This is a genomic window from Erwinia sp. CGal63, assembly GCF_037026505.1.
GTDB lineage: Bacteria > Pseudomonadota > Gammaproteobacteria > Enterobacterales > Enterobacteriaceae > Erwinia.
Genome location: NZ_JAKUMN010000002.1, coordinates 1 through 15,588, shown reverse-complemented (window position 1 = coordinate 15,588; position 15,588 = coordinate 1). Strand labels below are relative to the sequence as shown.

Here is a 15,588-nt window from a genome sequence, read left to right as displayed (position 1 = left end):
CCACATAACTCATTACACTTCCTCCCGTCTGAACCCCGCAGCGGATCTGATATTTTGTAGCGCAGGCCGCTTTTTTCTTTGCCGAATTCGCCAAAACGTTTTTTTTGGTCATGCTAAAAGTGACCGTCTCTGGAGATCCCGTCATGAAGTCCGTTGATAAACTCACCGAAAACGATGTTACCCCGGAAAGCGTTTTCAACGCTCAGCGCCGTCAGGTAATGAAAGCGCTGGGGATAAGCGCCGCTGCTTTTACCGTTCCTGGAGCCCGAGCCGACGTGCTCTCCTGGCTGCAGGGCAAAGGAAAAGAAACGCCAAAAGCGCCAGCCGGTAAACCGCTTGATTTCAGCAAGCCCGCCCAGTATCAGGCCGATCTGGCGCTGACGCCGGAAGACAAGGTGACGGGTTACAACAATTTCTACGAATTCGGCCTGGATAAGGCGGATCCGGCGGCTAACGCGGGCTCGCTGAAAACCACCGACTGGAAGATAGAGATCGGCGGTGAAGTGGCGAAGCCGATGACGCTGAATATGGACGATATCTTTAAACGTTTCCCGCTGGAACAGCGCATCTACCGTATGCGCTGCGTGGAGGCCTGGTCGATGGTGGTGCCGTGGATCGGCTTTGAGTTGGGCAAGCTGCTGAAAGCGGCGGAACCCACCAGCAACGCACGCTATGTCGCTTTCCAGACCGTTTATGCGCCGGAAGAGATGCCCGGCCAGCGCGACCGTTTTGTCGGCGGCGGCATCGATTATCCCTATGTGGAAGGATTACGGCTGGATGAGGCGATGCATCCGCTGACCCTGTTGACCACCGGCGTTTACGGCAAAACGCTGCCGCCGCAAAACGGCGCGCCGATCCGCCTGACCGTTCCCTGGAAGTACGGCTTTAAAGGCATTAAGTCCATTGTGAAGATTACGCTGGTGAAGGAGCAGCCGCCCACGACGTGGAATTTGCTGGCCGCCAACGAATACGGTTTTTACGGCAACGTTAACCCGCATGTCGATCATCCGCGCTGGTCGCAGGCCACGGAAAGATTTATCGGCTCCGGCGGCATTCTGGACGTCAAACGTCAGCCCACTCTGCTGTTCAACGGCTATGCCGACCAGGTCGCTTCGCTCTATAAAGGTTTAGATCTGCGGGAGAACTTTTAGTGCGCCTTACCGTCAAGCAGATTACCGGGCTGAAAGTGCTGCTGCACCTGGCCGGTTTTTTACCTTTTCTCTGGCTGATTCTGTCCATTAACCAGGGCTGGCTCAGCGCCGATCCGGCGAAAGATATCCAGCATTTTACCGGCAGGATGGCGCTGAAATTTCTGCTGGGCGCGCTGCTGGTGACGCCGCTGGCGCGCTATGGCAAACAGCCGCTGCTGATCCGCGTACGGCGACTGGTCGGTTTATGGTGTTTCGCCTGGGCCACGCTGCATCTGGTCAGCTATTCGCTGCTGGAACTCGGTATTGATAATCTTGGTCTGCTGGGATCGGAGCTGGTTTCACGCCCTTATCTGACGCTGGGTATTATTAGCTGGTTTATTTTGCTGCTGCTGTCGCTGACCTCCTTCCAGAAAGCGCAGCGAAAGCTGGGCAAAAACTGGCAAAGGCTGCATAACACCATCTATCTCGTGCTGATTCTGGCGCCCATCCACTATCTGTGGTCGGTAAAAACGCTTTCGCCACAGCCGTGGATTTACGCGTTTCTTGCCCTGATTCTGCTGTTGTGGCGCTATAAAAAATTCCGCCAGTGGCTGCGATAAAACGTGAGCCTGGCCGCGTCTGGTGGATAATCTTCGCTGATACGACCAGTATTTAGCTGCTAATTGCGGTGAAATCGTTATAATGCCCGGTTTTAAACCTGCGCGCGGGCCAAATTTCACCAGGAAAGGTGACAAATGGCGTTTCGCGTTGTATTTTGTGCGATGCCTCAATTATCGCAGGAGATAGCAGCAAGATGGCTGGCAAGTTTCACATACTGCTTTTGAATGGTCCCAACCTGAATCTTCTTGGCACTCGTGAGCCGGAGAAGTACGGCAGCACTACTCTGGCTGAAATCGTCAGCGGGCTGACCGCGCAGGCCGACGCGCTCAACGTGAAACTGAGTCATCTGCAGTCCAATGCGGAGCACGCGTTAATTGACCGCATTCATGAGGCGAAAGGCGATGTCGATTATATCGTCATCAACCCGGCGGCTTTCACGCATACCAGCGTGGCGCTTCGCGATGCCCTGCTGGCGGTAAGCATTCCGTTTATCGAAGTGCATCTGTCCAACGTGCATGCTCGCGAGCCTTTTCGCCATCACTCTTATCTTTCTGATATTGCTGCCGGCGTAATCTGTGGACTTGGCGTCGACGGTTATTCCTGGGCTTTACAGACGGCGGTTAAACGCCTGTCACAATCTAATTAAACAGAGTACGGAACCACACTAATGGATATTCGTAAGATTAAAAAACTGATCGAACTGGTTGAAGAATCAGGCATTGCTGAACTGGAAATTTCTGAAGGTGAAGAATCCGTTCGCATCAGTCGTTCCCCGGCCAACTCCGGCTACCCGATGATGCAGCAGGCCTGGGCCGCGCCGATGATGCAGCAGCCGCAGCAGCCAGCTCTGGCAAACGCCGTTGCGCCAGCCACCACACCAGCGATGGAAGCGCCTGCGGCTGCCGAGATCAGTGGTCATATCGTACGTTCCCCTATGGTCGGTACTTTCTACCGTACGCCAAGCCCGGACGCGAAAGCCTTTGTCGAAGTCGGCCAGAAAGTTAACGCTGGCGACACCCTGTGCATCGTTGAAGCGATGAAAATGATGAACCAGATCGAAGCCGATAAATCCGGCGTGGTAAAAGCGATCCTGGTCGAAAGCGGTCAGCCAGTAGAATTTGACGAGCCGCTGGTAGTCATCGAATAACGAGGCGAACCATGCTGGAAAAAATTGTAATTGCTAACCGTGGCGAAATCGCGCTGCGTATTCTGCGTGCCTGTAAAGAGCTGGGCATCAAGACCGTGGCCGTGCACTCAAGCGCGGATCGCGATCTGAAACACGTGCTGCTGGCCGATGAGACCGTTTGTATCGGGCCTGCGCCTTCCGTTAAAAGCTACCTGAATATCCCTGCCCTGATCTCCGCTGCGGAGATTACCGGCGCGGTGGCGATTCATCCTGGCTACGGCTTTCTTTCTGAGAACGCCGACTTCGCCGAGCAGGTCGAACGCTCCGGCTTTATCTTTATCGGGCCAAAAGCCGACACGATTCGCCTGATGGGCGACAAAGTTTCCGCCATCACCGCGATGAAGAAAACCGGCGTACCAACCGTACCGGGTTCTGACGGTTCGCTGGGCGACGATATGGAGAAAAACCGCGCTATCGCTCAGCGTATCGGTTATCCGGTTATCGTGAAGGCGTCCGGCGGCGGCGGCGGTCGCGGTATGCGCGTTGTGCGTCACGACAAGGATCTTGAGCAGTCCATCAACATGACGAAAGCGGAAGCCAAAGCGGCTTTCAACAACGACATGGTCTATATGGAAAAATTCCTCGAGAATCCACGCCATATCGAAATCCAGGTGCTGGCTGACGGCCAGGGCAATGCCATCTATCTGGCGGAACGCGACTGCTCCATGCAGCGTCGCCACCAGAAAGTGGTGGAAGAGGCGCCAGCGCCAGGCATCACCGAAGAGCAGCGCCGTTTTATCGGCGATCGCTGCGCCAAAGCCTGTATCGATATCGGCTATCGCGGCGCGGGCACCTTCGAGTTCCTGTTTGAAAACGGCGAGTTCTACTTTATCGAGATGAACACCCGTATTCAGGTTGAGCATCCGGTTACCGAGATGATCACCGGCGTCGACCTGATTAAAGAGCAGTTGCGTATCGCTGCCGGTCAGCCGCTGTCGATTAAACAGGAAGACGTGGTGGTGCGCGGCCATGCGGTCGAGTGCCGTATCAACGCGGAAGATCCAAACACCTTCCTGCCAAGCCCGGGTAAAATCACGCGCTTCCACGCGCCGGGCGGCTTTGGCGTTCGCTGGGAATCGCATATCTACGCTGGCTATACCGTGCCGCCGTACTACGATTCAATGATCGGCAAACTGATCACCTACGGCGAAACGCGCGAAGTGGCTATCGCCCGCATGAAGAATGCGCTGGCGGAGCTGATCATCGACGGCATCAAGACCAACGTTGAGCTGCAGATGAGGATCATGAGCGACGAAAACTTCCAGCAGGGTGGCACCAACATCCACTATCTGGAGAAAAAACTCGGCCTTCAGGAAACCTGATCCGTCTGAGGTAATTAAGGAAGGCCGGTCTGACCGGCCTTTTTCTTTGCCTGTAATAAGGGAGGAAAAAAATGGAAAAACGCTTTTTGCAGGCGCACCGCGAAGCCCGCTGGTCGTTCTGGCTGGCGGTCGCCTATCTTGCCGCCTGGTCGTTCACGGCCTGGTTCGGCGGCGATCGGCCTGGCTTTACCGGTCTGCCCCGCTGGTTTGAACTGGCCTGCCTGCTGGTGCCGCTGCTGTTTATTTTCTTCTGCTGGCTGATGATCAAACGGGTGTTTCGCGATATTTCACTGGAGGAGCCCGAGTGAACGCCGGCATTATTTTACCCCTGATTGCCTATCTGCTGCTGGTGGCGGCCCTTTCCCTGTACGCCATGCGCAAGCGTCGCGAAGGCAATTTCCTGAGCGAATATTTTCTCGGCAGCCGTTCGATGGGCGGTTTCGTGCTGGCCATGACGCTGACCACCACCTATATCAGCGCCAGCTCCTTTATTGGCGGGCCGGGCGCGGCTTATAAATATGGCCTGGGCTGGGTGCTGTTGGCGATGGTGCAGGTACCTGCCGTCTGGCTGTCGCTGGGCGTGCTGGGGAAAAAGTTCGCTATCCTGGCGCGACGCTACAACGCGCTGACCCTTAACGATATGCTCTACGCCCGCTATCGCAGCACGCTGCTGGTCTGGCTGGCCAGCCTGAGCCTGCTGGTCGCCTTTATCGGCGCGATGACCGTACAGTTTATCGGCGGCGCGCGGCTGCTGGAAACCGCGGCAGGTATTCCCTACGACACCGGCCTGCTGATTTTCGGCGGCGCTATCGCGCTCTATACCGCTTTCGGCGGCTTCCGCGCCAGCGTCCTGAACGATGCGTTGCAGGGCGTTGTGATGCTGCTGGGTACCTTTATCCTGCTGTTCGCCGTAATCCATGCCGCTGGCGGTATGCACAGCGCGGTACAGAAGCTGCAGCAGATCGACCCGCAGCTGGTTTTGCCCGGCGGTGTGGATAATATTCTTAGCCCAACCTTTCTGGCCTCGTTTTCGGTGCTGGTCTGTTTTGGCGTGATTGGCCTGCCGCACACCGCCGTACGCTGTATCTCCTATAAGGACAGCAAGGCGATGCATCGCGGCATTCTGCTGGGAACTGTCGTTGTGACCGTGCTGATGTTCGGTATGCATCTGGCTGGCGCGCTCGGTCGGGCGATCCTGCCCGGCCTGACGATCCCCGACCAGGTGATCCCGACGCTGATGATCCACGTGCTGCCGCCGCTGGCCGCCGGGATCTTCCTGGCCGCGCCGATGGCCGCCATTATGTCCACCATCAACGCGCAGCTGCTGCAATCCTCCGCCACGATCGTGAAAGATCTTTTTCTGCGAGTGCGTCCACAGCAGGTAAACAATGAACCGCTGCTGAAAAAGCTATCCGCCACGGTGACGCTGGTGCTGGGCCTGCTGCTGCTGCTGGCGGCCTGGAATCCGCCCGATATGCTGATTTGGCTTAACCTGCTCGCTTTCGGCGGCCTTGAAGCGGTATTCCTGTGGCCGCTGGTGCTGGGGTTATACTGGGAGAAAGCCAATGCCGCCGGCGCGCTCAGCAGCATGATAAGCGGCGCAGGCTGCTATACCCTGCTGGCCAGCTTTTCGCTGCAGCCGGGGGGATTTCATCCGATCGTGCCCGCGCTGCTGCTCAGCCTGATTGCCTTTGCAATCGGCAACCGTTTTGGCCGCGCTGACCGGCCATCGCCTTTATCCGTCTGACTAAAGAGAATCGCAATGCCCTGGATACAAATGAAAATCAACACTACCGGCGCTCAGGCTGAAGAGCTGGGCGACGCGCTGATCGAGAACGGGGCTGTCTCGGTCACGTTTCAGGATACGCATGACAATCCGGTGTTCGAACCGCTGCCTGGCGAAACGCGTCTGTGGGGCGATACCGACGTTATCGGCCTGTTCGACGCTGAAACCGACATGCAGGAGGTGATTGCCGGTCTGGAACAGCATCCGCTGCTCGGCGCCGGCTTCCACCATAAGATCGAGCAGATCGAAGACAAAGACTGGGAGCGTGAGTGGATGGAAAACTTCCATCCGATGCGTTTCGGTCAGCGTCTGTGGATCTGCCCAAGCTGGCGCGACGTGCCGGATCCGGAGGCGGTTAACGTGATGCTCGATCCCGGCCTGGCTTTCGGCACCGGTACCCATCCTACCACCGCGATGTGTCTGAGCTGGCTCGACGGGCTGGATCTGGCAGGTAAAACCGTGATCGATTTCGGCTGCGGCTCCGGCATTCTGGCTATCGCCGCGCTGAAGCTGGGCGCAGCAAAGGCTATCGGCATCGATATCGATCCGCAGGCGATTCAGGCCAGCCGCGATAATGCCGAGCGCAACGGCGTTTCCGAGCGCCTCTCGCTCTATCTGCCGCACGAGCAGCCTGAGAACCTCAGCGCGGATGTGGTGGTCGCCAACATTCTGGCCGGCCCGCTGCGCGAGCTGGCGCCGCTTATCAGCGTGCTGCCCGTTTCCGGCGGCCATTTGGGACTGTCCGGCGTGCTGGCCAGCCAGGCGGAAAGCGTCTGCGAAGCTTATGCCGATAAGTTCGCGCTCGATCCCGTGGCGGAAAAAGAAGAATGGTGCCGCATTACCGGCGTACGTCGCTAAATCGGCTCTCGCCAGCAACGGATTCTGCTGGCGTTTCACCTTAATAGGCCTATTATTAGCAGGCTTATTAATCGTGCCGGCGTTGGCCGGCCTCTTCAAAGGATACTGAGGATGAAAAGATTTGCTCTGCTGCTTGCCTGTCTTACTGCCCTGCCCGTTTGGGCTAAGCCCGCTATTCACTGGGCCTATGAAGGTCAGGGCTCGCCTGAACACTGGGGCGAGCTGGGCGATGAGTTTCAGATCTGTAAGAAAGGCCAGTATCAGTCGCCGATCGATATCAATCAGGTGATTGACGGCAAGCTGCCGCCGCTCGGCATGAACTTCCATACGGATACCCAAACCATCGTCAACAACGGCCATACCGTTCAGGTAACGGTTAAAGACAGCGACGATTTTCGGCTTGATAACGATGTTTTCGTGCTGAAACAGTTCCATTTTCACGCCCCCAGCGAAAATCACCTGTTTGGTAAAGCTTTCCCACTGGAAGCGCATTTTGTTCATGCCAATAAAAAGGGCGAGCTGGCCGTACTGGCGGTCATGTTCGAAGTCGGCGCGGAAAACAGCGCGCTGAAACCGCTGCTTGCTGCGTTGCCGTCAGAAGTAGATCGTGTCGAAGTCATGAAACAGCGCATGGATCTCGCGGCGCTTTTTCCCACGGTAAAACACTACTATCGCTTTAGCGGCTCGTTGACCACGCCGCCCTGCACCGAAGGCGTACGCTGGTTAATTCTCAAGCAACCTGTTACGCTTTCTGCCGCGCAACTGGCGAAGTTTGAACACGCGCTAAAGCATGCCAATAATCGCCCATTACAACCGCTTAATGGTCGCATAATTGTTGAATAACAGTTCAATAATTAACCGGAAGTGAAAACTCGATGGCGGTACTTTTCACGCTTTTTGCCTTAAGTGCCGCAATTTATTGTGTTAACTGCCTCACAAAAAAAGAAAAATATTTGTTCATAATTCCGCCTTTAATGTTCAATGCTTTGTTAAATAAGGATATTTATCTTTTTGTCCACCCGCTCCGGCTGGTGAAGCGGATTTTTCGGGTGGATTGTTCAAAGTTTGGCCTTTCATCTTCTGAAAAAAATGCGTAATATACGCCGCCTTGCGAACACACTATGGTCACTTTTTTTTCATGCGCATAGGAAACCACCAGCTTCGCAATCGCCTGATTGCAGCACCAATGGCCGGAATCACCGACAGGCCTTTCCGGACGCTTTGTTACGCAATGGGCGCTGGTATGACCGTTTCGGAGATGCTGTCGTCGAACCCGGAAGTCTGGGCAAGCGATAAATCCCGACTGCGTATGGTGCACAGTGATGAGCCCGGTATTCGTACCGTGCAGATTGCGGGTTGTGACCCTGAAGAGATGGCCGAGGCCGCGCGCTTCAATGCGTTATCGGGCGCGCAGGTGATCGACATCAACATGGGCTGTCCGGCCAAAAAGGTGAACCGGAAAATGGCGGGCTCTGCTCTGCTGCAGCATCCTGAGCTGGTGAGGTCGATCCTCACGGCGGTGGTTAACGCGGTGGATGTGCCTGTGACATTGAAGATTCGTACCGGCTGGGACGCGGACAACCGTAATTGTGTTGAAATTGCCCAATTGGCTGAACGTTGTGGCATTCAGGCCCTGACCATCCACGGACGCACACGCGCGTGTTTGTTCAACGGCGAAGCTGAATATGACAGCATTCGGACAGTTAAGCAGAATGTCTCTATTCCTGTTATCGCGAACGGAGACATTACTGACCCGCATAAAGCCAGAGCCGTGCTTGACTATACGGGGGCTGATGCCCTGATGATAGGACGCGCGGCTCAGGGAAGACCGTGGATCTTCCGGGAAATCCAGCATTATCTGGACACTGGGGAGCTGCTGGCGCCGATGCCACTGGCTGAAGTAAAGCGCTTGCTTATCGGACACCTACGGGAGCTGCACGACTTTTATGGTCATCGCAAAGGATACCGTATTGCCCGGAAGCACGTCTCCTGGTATCTCCAGGAGCATGCCCCAAACGACCAGTTTCGGCGCACATTCAACGCCATTGAGGATGCCAGCGAACAGCTGGAGGCGTTGGAGGCATACTTCGAAAAACTTGCATAATAGAAATAAAGAGCTGACAGAACTATGTTCGAACAACGCGTAAATTCTGACGTACTGACCGTTTCAACCGTTAACTCCCAGGATCAGGTAACCCAAAAGCCTCTGCGTGACTCGGTCAAACAGGCACTGAAGAACTATTTTGCTCAACTGAATGGTCAGGATGTCAATGACCTGTATGAGCTGGTACTGGCTGAAGTGGAACAGCCTCTGTTGGACATGGTGATGCAATACACCCGTGGCAACCAGACCCGCGCAGCCCTGATGATGGGCATCAACCGCGGTACACTGCGCAAGAAACTGAAAAAATACGGCATGAACTAAGTTTCGGTTCATTGTGATGGAGGCGCTATCTGTTGTTAGCGCCTTTTTTAATGGCTGCCGTTCAGGCAGATTTGTCTTGATTGTGTAAATAACAGTCATTTAGCTCAACTTCCTGCCGATTGCGCTGTCCTAGTTCCTGTATCGCTACGGATTAACTTCTTTATGCGCTACATCTTCCATGCACGCATAAAGAGAGAGATATGAAGGCATCCCCACGTTTTACCCGCAGTCTGCTGCATCCTCGCTACTGGATAACCTGGGCCGGGCTGGCGCTGCTGTTTTTACTGGTTCAGCTTCCTTTCCCGCTTTTGCAAAAGCTGGGAACCTGGATGGGCCGTACCTCAATGCGCTTTCTTAAGCGCCGCATCCGTATTACCCGTCGCAACCTTGAACTTTGCTTTCCCGATATGCCGCAAGAGCAGATCGAGCAGCGCGTCGTGCGCAATTTCGAATCTCTGGGCATGGGATTGCTGGAGACAGGCATGGCCTGGTTCTGGTCCGATCGCCGGGTAAAGCGCTGGTTCACCGTTAACGGTCTGCATAACCTGCAGGCGGCGCAAAAAGAGGGACGCGGCGCGCTGATTATCGGCGTGCACTTTATGTCGCTGGAGCTGGGCGGCAGAGCAATGGGTCTGTGTCAGCCGATGATGGCCATGTACCGTCCGCACAACAACAAGCTGATGGAATGGGTGCAGACGAAAGGCCGTATGCGTTCGAATAAAGCGATGATCAACCGCCGTGATTTACGCGGTATGGTGCAGGCGCTGAAACAGGGTGAAGCCGTCTGGTTTGCGCCCGATCAGGATTACGGCCCTAAAGGCAGCGTGTTTGCGCCGCTGTTCGCCGTGTCGCAGGCTGCAACAACCAGCGGTACCTGGATGCTGGCGCGTATGGCCAGACCGGCCATGATTACCGTTGTGCTGATCCGCAATGACGATGGCAGCGGTTACGAACTGGTAATCCAGCCTGAGCTGAAAGATTATCCGATTGCGGATGAACAGCAGGCCGCCGCCTATATGAACCGGGTGATTGAAACCGAAATTATGCGCGCGCCCGATCAGTATATGTGGCTGCACCGCCGCTTTAAAACTCGTCCGGACGGCGCACAGCCGCTGTACTGATAGAGGCAACGGGCAACGCCCGGCATACTTCACTATCTCGCCAGCCCAACACGGGCTGGTTTTTTTTATCTGATGTTCAGCCTGCTACTTTCCATTCCCTTTCACCTTCGCAACAATAATTGCGCTCTTGCTCACGCCTCTTATCTTTTCAGAAACATTTTGCACTATTTGTGACCAGTCGCGCGGCTTTTGCCTCTGTTTGGTGCGCAATATTAGGCAAACTTTCAACACGCTTCCAATTATTAGCAAACCTTTCAATGAAATTCAGGATGCTGCAGACCTGGCATTCCCTTTGCAGTGTCGTGGATGGCTTTCGCCACAGACAGGAAAAGTGCATCGCAGCGTGCACTAAAACATAACAAAACGCTTACGCCACACAGGATGCTTTATGAAAAAAATGATGCTTTCCACTTTAGTGGCCGCTGCAGCGCTGTTTGCAGCGGCGGCTCACGCCGGCACCACGCTCGACGCGATCAAAAAGAAAGGGTTTGTGCAGTGCGGGATCAGCGACGGCCTGCCCGGCTTCTCGTTCGCGGACGCCAGCGGCAAATTCAGCGGTATTGATGTGGATGTCTGCCGCGCGGCCGCTGCGGCCGTGTTCGGCGACGCCTCGAAAGTAAAATATACGCCGCTGACAGCTAAAGAGCGTTTTACCGCTCTGCAATCCGGCGAAGTGGATATTCTTTCGCGCAATACGACCTGGACCTCTTCGCGCGATGGCGGCATGGGCTTTATCTTTGCCGGGGTTAACTATTATGACGGCATCGGCTTTTTAACCCATCAGAAAGCCGGGCTGAAAAGCGCCAAAGAGCTGGATGGCGCCACCGTCTGTATTCAGGCGGGCACCGATACCGAGCTGAACGTCGCTGACTACTTCAAAGCTAATAAGATGCAGTATACGCCGGTGACTTTTGACCGTTCCGATGAATCGGCGAAAGCGCTGGATACCGGACGCTGCGACACGCTGGCTTCCGATCAGTCGCAGCTCTACGCGCTGCGCATCAAGCTGGGCAAGCCGGATGACTTTATCGTGCTGCCAGAGGTGATTTCCAAAGAACCTTTAGGGCCGGTAGTGCGTCGCGGTGACGATGACTGGTACACCATCGTGAAATGGTCGCTGTTCGCCATGCTGAACGCGGAAGAGATGGGCATCACATCGAAGAATGTCGATCAGATGGCCGCCAAACCTTCTACGCCAGATATGGCACATCTGCTGGGCTCAGAAGGCGATTTCGGCAAAGATCTGAAGCTGGATAACAAGTGGGCTTTCAACATTATCAAACAGGTCGGCAACTATCAGGAAGTGTTTGACCGCAACGTCGGCAAAGACAGCCAGCTGAAAATCGCTCGTGGTCAGAACGCGCTGTGGAATAAAGGCGGCATTCAGTACGCTCCGCCGGTACGCTAACTCCCCCGCTGCAACAGGGCGCCGTCCGGCGCCTTCGTCAGAATCCGTGACTGAGGTTTCCACATGTCTCAACGCCCGTCCGTCAAAAGGGATATGTCCTTTAGCAATCCTGCGGTGCGCGCCTGGCTTTACCAGATTATCGCCGTAGTGCTGGTAGTGGCCGTAGCTGGCTATCTACTCCATAACACGCTGATTAACCTTGCCAGCCGCGGCATTACTTCCGGCTTCGGCTTTTTAGAGCGCAGCGCGGGCTTCGGCATCGTTCAGCATCTTATCGACTATAGTGAAGGCGATACCTATGCCCGCGTTTTCCTGGTTGGGCTGACTAATACGCTGCTGGTTTCCGCGCTCTGTATCCTGTTTGCTTCCCTGCTCGGGTTCTTTATCGGCCTGGCGCGCCTTTCCGATAACTGGCTGCTGCGCAAGCTTTCCGCAACCTATATCGAAATCTTCCGCAATATTCCGCCGCTGCTGCAAATTTTCTTCTGGTACTTTGCCGTGCTGCGCAATCTGCCGGGGCCGCGTCAGGCGCTCAGCGCTTTCGATATGGCTTTTGTCAGTAACCGGGGACTCTATATTCCCTGGCCGGGGTACGCGCCGGGAACCTGGCCTTTCGTGATCGCTCTGCTGCTGGCCGTTGCGGGCAGCGTAGCTCTTTTTCGCTACAACCGCAGCTACCAGCTGAAGACAGGACAGCTAAGGCGCAGCTGGCCATTAATGCTGGCAATGGTAATTATTTTCCCTTTGCTCGCCCATCTGGCTTTTGGCGCCGCCATGCACTGGGATGTGCCGACGCTGCGCGGCTTTAATTTTCGCGGCGGTTTTGCGCTGATTCCTGAACTGGCGGCGCTGACGCTGGCGCTCTCTGTTTACACCTCTTCTTTTATTGCTGAGGTGATTCGCGCCGGGATTCAGTCCGTGCCGCATGGACAGAGTGAGGCGGCCCGCTCGCTTGGGCTGCCTAATCCGGTCACGCTGCGCCAGGTCATTATTCCTCAGGCGATGCGGGTAATTATTCCGCCGCTGACCAGCCAGTATCTGAATATTGTTAAAAACTCCTCGCTGGCGGCGGCAATCGGCTATCCGGATATGGTTTCGCTGTTTGCCGGCACCGTATTGAACCAGACCGGCCAGGCGATCGAGACTATCGCAATCACTATGGGCGTCTACCTGATTATCAGCCTGCTGATTTCGCTGTTGATGAATATCTATAACCGCAAAATACGGCTGATTGAGCGTTAAGAGAACGGGATCATTATGACTATAGCTACGCATGAAACGCAGCCTGTTTCGGCAAGTTCTTTTACGCGCGCCGTGAGATGGGCCAGAAAAAATTTGTTCTCAAGCTGGGGGAATTCGCTGCTGACGCTGTTCTGTCTGTGGGCTATCTGGAGCCTTGTTCCGCCAGCGCTAAACTGGCTGATTTTTCAGGCCAACTGGATTGGCGAAACACGGGCGGACTGCACTAAAGAAGGCGCCTGCTGGGTATTTATCCATGCCCGTTTCGGGCAGTTTATGTATGGCCTTTATCCGCACGAACTGCGCTGGCGTATCAACCTGGCGCTGATTGTGGGTCTGCTTACTATCCTGCCGATGTTTTTAAAAGCGCTGCCGCGTCGCGGCACCTATATCGTCGCCTGGGCCATCGTCTATCCGGCGATCGTCTGGATCCTGCTTTACGGCGGTTTTTTTGGCCTCGAACGCGTGGAAACCCGCCAATGGGGCGGCCTGACGCTAACGCTAATCATCGCTTCCGTTGGGATCGCTGGCGCGCTGCCGCTGGGGATTCTGTTAGCGCTTGGGCGTCGCTCAACCATGCCGGTGGTACGTACGCTGTCGATTATTTTTATCGAGTTCTGGCGCGGCGTTCCGCTGATTACGGTGCTGTTTATGTCTTCGGTGATGCTGCCGCTGTTTATGGCGGAAGGCAGCAGCATCGACAAGCTTATTCGTGCGCTGGTCGGCGTTATTCTGTTTCAGTCAGCCTACGTGGCGGAAGTGGTGCGTGGCGGATTACAGGCATTGCCTAAGGGTCAGTATGAGGCTGCAGAATCGCTGGCGCTGGGCTACTGGAAAACCCAGGGTCTGGTGATCCTGCCGCAGGCTTTAAAGCTGGTGATCCCTGGACTGGTGAACACCATTATCGCGCTATTTAAGGATACCAGCCTGGTTATCATCATCGGGCTGTTCGATCTCTTCAGCAGCGTTCAGCAGGCTACGGTCGATCCCGCCTGGCTTGGCATGTCGACTGAAGGATACGTTTTTGCCGCTCTGGTTTACTGGATTTTCTGTTTCAGCATGTCGCGCTACAGCCAGTATCTGGAAAAGCGTTTTCACACCGGGCGCACGCCGCACTGAGGCTTACTATGACCAAACCTTTAATTCAATCGGATCAAGCGATGATGATTACCCTGGAAAACGTCAATAAATGGTATGGGCAGTTTCATGTGCTGAAGAACATCAACCTGCAGGTTAAACCCCGCGAACGTATAGTGCTGTGCGGCCCTTCCGGTTCAGGCAAATCCACTACTATCCGTTGTATCAACCATCTGGAAGAGCATCAGCAGGGACGTATCGTCGTTGATGGTATTCATCTTAATGACGACTTGCGTAATATTGAACGCGTCAGAACGGAAGTAGGCATGGTGTTCCAACACTTTAATCTTTTTCCACATCTGAGCGTCCTGCAAAATTGCACGCTGGCGCCAATCTGGGTGCGCAAAACACCGAAAAAAGAGGCGGAAGCGCTGGCGATGCATTATCTGGAGCGCGTGCGTATCGCCGAACATGCGCATAAGTTCCCGGGGCAGCTTTCCGGTGGACAGCAGCAGCGAGTGGCCATCGCCCGTTCATTGTGTATGAAACCCAAGATTATGTTGTTTGACGAACCGACCTCCGCGTTGGATCCTGAAATGGTTAAAGAAGTGCTGGATACCATGATAGGGCTGGCCGAAGATGGTATGACGATGCTTTGTGTTACACACGAAATGGGCTTCGCCCGTACCGTAGCCGACCGGGTGATCTTTATGGATCGGGGCGAAATCGTGGAGCAGGCGCCGCCGCAGGAGTTTTTCTCCGCGCCGAAATCAGAACGTACGCGCGCTTTTCTTTCGCAGGTTATTCATTAACCCTGTCTCGATGGTAACTGGCCCAGCTTTATCGTTGGGCTTTTTGTTATCGTTAAAATTGCCTGTGCGGAACAGGTAATATCGCCGCTTTTTCAGGCCGATTGAGGATTTTTCAGGGATTAAGGCTGGCTTTTCCAAAGCCCAAACGCAAAAAACCCCGACCGTAAGGTCGGGGTTATCGCGATTTGATGCCTGGCAGTTCCCTACTCTCGCATGGGGAGGCCCCACACTACCATCGGCGCTACGGCGTTTCACTTCTGAGTTCGGCATGGGGTCAGGTGGGACCACCGCGCTACGGCCGCCAGGCAAATTCTGTTTCGTGACCGTTATGCTGCCATAACCGTCACGCTTATCCGTCACAAGCTGAATATTGTTGCGTCTCTCGAACGCTGCCAGAACGCTTCTGGCGTTGTAAGGTTAAGCCTCACGGGTCATTAGTACCGGTTAGCTCAACGCATCGCTGCGCTTACACACCCGGCCTATCAACGTCGTCGTCTTCAACGTCCCTTCAGGGGTCTTAAAGACCCAGGGAGAACTCATCTCGAGGCAAGTTTCGCGCTTAGATGCTTTCAGCGCTTATCTTTTCCGCACTTAGCTACCGGG

The 15,588-nt window shown here is 55.0% G+C and carries 16 protein-coding genes and 2 rRNA genes; 16 read left to right on the top strand and 2 right to left on the bottom strand.

The annotated features are described in order from the left end of the window. The first annotated feature begins 143 nt into the window (after positions 1-143). The 16 genes from msrP to MKZ79_RS08755 all read left to right on the top strand — a co-directional run bounded on the left by msrP (position 144) and on the right by MKZ79_RS08755 (position 14,985). Complete coding sequence (msrP, locus tag MKZ79_RS08830; RefSeq protein WP_336141402.1) at positions 144-1,151, top strand: protein-methionine-sulfoxide reductase catalytic subunit MsrP; 1,008 nt, start codon at positions 144-146, stop codon at positions 1,149-1,151. Further along, positions 1,151-1,750 (top strand): protein-methionine-sulfoxide reductase heme-binding subunit MsrQ, encoded by a 600-nt coding sequence (msrQ, locus tag MKZ79_RS08825; protein WP_336141401.1) that lies wholly within the window; start codon positions 1,151-1,153, stop codon positions 1,748-1,750. Before msrP ends, msrQ begins: the two co-directional genes overlap by 1 nt. A gap of 194 nt (positions 1,751-1,944) precedes the next feature. Further along, positions 1,945-2,397, top strand: coding sequence for a type II 3-dehydroquinate dehydratase (gene aroQ, locus MKZ79_RS08820; RefSeq protein ID WP_336141400.1), 453 nt, complete (start codon positions 1,945-1,947; stop codon positions 2,395-2,397). 21 nt (positions 2,398-2,418) lie between these two features. Further along, positions 2,419-2,898: an acetyl-CoA carboxylase biotin carboxyl carrier protein gene (accB, locus tag MKZ79_RS08815; protein ID WP_336141399.1), complete on the top strand. Its 480-nt coding sequence runs from the start codon at positions 2,419-2,421 to the stop codon at positions 2,896-2,898. Positions 2,899-2,909: 11 nt separating this feature from the next. Then, complete coding sequence (gene accC, locus MKZ79_RS08810; protein WP_336141398.1) at positions 2,910-4,259, top strand: acetyl-CoA carboxylase biotin carboxylase subunit; 1,350 nt, start codon at positions 2,910-2,912, stop codon at positions 4,257-4,259. A gap of 71 nt (positions 4,260-4,330) precedes the next feature. Next, positions 4,331-4,567 carry a YhdT family protein gene (locus tag MKZ79_RS08805; protein WP_336141397.1) on the top strand — a complete coding sequence of 79 codons (237 nt, stop codon included), beginning with the start codon at positions 4,331-4,333 and terminating at the stop codon, positions 4,565-4,567. Further along, the gene (panF, locus tag MKZ79_RS08800; protein ID WP_336141396.1) at positions 4,564-6,006 is read left to right on the top strand and encodes a sodium/pantothenate symporter; all 1,443 of its coding nucleotides are present in this window, start codon (positions 4,564-4,566) and stop codon (positions 6,004-6,006) included. Before MKZ79_RS08805 ends, panF begins: the two co-directional genes overlap by 4 nt. Before the next feature lie 15 nt (positions 6,007-6,021). Continuing rightward, entirely contained in the window at positions 6,022-6,903 is an 882-nt protein-coding gene (prmA, locus tag MKZ79_RS08795) for a 50S ribosomal protein L11 methyltransferase (RefSeq protein WP_336141395.1), read from the top strand. Positions 6,904-7,014: 111 nt separating this feature from the next. Beyond that, a complete protein-coding gene (locus MKZ79_RS08790; RefSeq protein WP_336141394.1) occupies positions 7,015-7,746 on the top strand; it encodes a carbonic anhydrase in 732 nt (243 codons plus the stop codon). 295 nt (positions 7,747-8,041) lie between these two features. Beyond that, on the top strand, positions 8,042-9,007 hold the full coding sequence (gene dusB, locus MKZ79_RS08785; RefSeq protein WP_442897141.1) for a tRNA dihydrouridine synthase DusB: 966 nt from the start codon (positions 8,042-8,044) through the stop codon (positions 9,005-9,007). Between the two features lie 24 nt (positions 9,008-9,031). Continuing rightward, on the top strand, positions 9,032-9,328 hold the full coding sequence (fis, locus tag MKZ79_RS08780) for a DNA-binding transcriptional regulator Fis (RefSeq protein ID WP_000462905.1): 297 nt from the start codon (positions 9,032-9,034) through the stop codon (positions 9,326-9,328). 200 nt (positions 9,329-9,528) lie between these two features. Further along, positions 9,529-10,449, top strand: coding sequence for a kdo(2)-lipid IV(A) palmitoleoyltransferase (gene lpxP / locus MKZ79_RS08775; protein WP_336141393.1), 921 nt, complete (start codon positions 9,529-9,531; stop codon positions 10,447-10,449). Between the two features lie 388 nt (positions 10,450-10,837). Further along, positions 10,838-11,857 (top strand): amino acid ABC transporter substrate-binding protein, encoded by a 1,020-nt coding sequence (locus MKZ79_RS08770; RefSeq protein WP_336141392.1) that lies wholly within the window; start codon positions 10,838-10,840, stop codon positions 11,855-11,857. Positions 11,858-11,920: 63 nt separating this feature from the next. Then, on the top strand, positions 11,921-13,099 hold the full coding sequence (locus MKZ79_RS08765; RefSeq protein ID WP_336141391.1) for an amino acid ABC transporter permease: 1,179 nt from the start codon (positions 11,921-11,923) through the stop codon (positions 13,097-13,099). Positions 13,100-13,114: 15 nt separating this feature from the next. Beyond that, positions 13,115-14,215, top strand: a complete 1,101-nt coding sequence (locus MKZ79_RS08760; protein WP_336141390.1) for an amino acid ABC transporter permease — start codon at positions 13,115-13,117, stop codon at positions 14,213-14,215. An 8-nt stretch (positions 14,216-14,223) separates the two neighbouring features. Then, positions 14,224-14,985 carry an amino acid ABC transporter ATP-binding protein gene (locus MKZ79_RS08755; protein ID WP_336141389.1) on the top strand — a complete coding sequence of 254 codons (762 nt, stop codon included), beginning with the start codon at positions 14,224-14,226 and terminating at the stop codon, positions 14,983-14,985. A 190-nt stretch (positions 14,986-15,175) separates the two neighbouring features. Here the strand turns inward: MKZ79_RS08755 and rrf are convergent. Continuing rightward, positions 15,176-15,291: ribosomal RNA gene (rrf, locus tag MKZ79_RS08750) — 5S ribosomal RNA — on the bottom strand. A 107-nt stretch (positions 15,292-15,398) separates the two neighbouring features. Then, positions 15,399-15,588: ribosomal RNA gene (locus MKZ79_RS08745) — 23S ribosomal RNA — on the bottom strand; the annotation flags it as partial.

Excerpts from the sequence above, each read along its gene's own strand:
- msrP (WP_336141402.1), top strand. The coding sequence starts at position 144 with ATGAAGTCCGTTGATAAACTCACCGAAAACGATGTTACCCCGGAAAGC.
- aroQ (WP_336141400.1), top strand. The coding sequence starts at position 1,945 with ATGGCTGGCAAGTTTCACATACTGCTTTTGAATGGTCCCAACCTGAAT.
- accB (WP_336141399.1), top strand. The coding sequence starts at position 2,419 with ATGGATATTCGTAAGATTAAAAAACTGATCGAACTGGTTGAAGAATCA.
- accC (WP_336141398.1), top strand. The coding sequence starts at position 2,910 with ATGCTGGAAAAAATTGTAATTGCTAACCGTGGCGAAATCGCGCTGCGT.
- MKZ79_RS08805 (WP_336141397.1), top strand. The coding sequence starts at position 4,331 with ATGGAAAAACGCTTTTTGCAGGCGCACCGCGAAGCCCGCTGGTCGTTC.
- prmA (WP_336141395.1), top strand. The coding sequence starts at position 6,022 with ATGCCCTGGATACAAATGAAAATCAACACTACCGGCGCTCAGGCTGAA.
- MKZ79_RS08790 (WP_336141394.1), top strand. The coding sequence starts at position 7,015 with ATGAAAAGATTTGCTCTGCTGCTTGCCTGTCTTACTGCCCTGCCCGTT.
- dusB (WP_442897141.1), top strand. The coding sequence starts at position 8,042 with ATGCGCATAGGAAACCACCAGCTTCGCAATCGCCTGATTGCAGCACCA.
- fis (WP_000462905.1), top strand. The coding sequence starts at position 9,032 with ATGTTCGAACAACGCGTAAATTCTGACGTACTGACCGTTTCAACCGTT.
- lpxP (WP_336141393.1), top strand. The coding sequence starts at position 9,529 with ATGAAGGCATCCCCACGTTTTACCCGCAGTCTGCTGCATCCTCGCTAC.
- MKZ79_RS08770 (WP_336141392.1), top strand. The coding sequence starts at position 10,838 with ATGAAAAAAATGATGCTTTCCACTTTAGTGGCCGCTGCAGCGCTGTTT.
- MKZ79_RS08765 (WP_336141391.1), top strand. The coding sequence starts at position 11,921 with ATGTCTCAACGCCCGTCCGTCAAAAGGGATATGTCCTTTAGCAATCCT.
- MKZ79_RS08760 (WP_336141390.1), top strand. The coding sequence starts at position 13,115 with ATGACTATAGCTACGCATGAAACGCAGCCTGTTTCGGCAAGTTCTTTT.
- MKZ79_RS08755 (WP_336141389.1), top strand. The coding sequence starts at position 14,224 with ATGACCAAACCTTTAATTCAATCGGATCAAGCGATGATGATTACCCTG.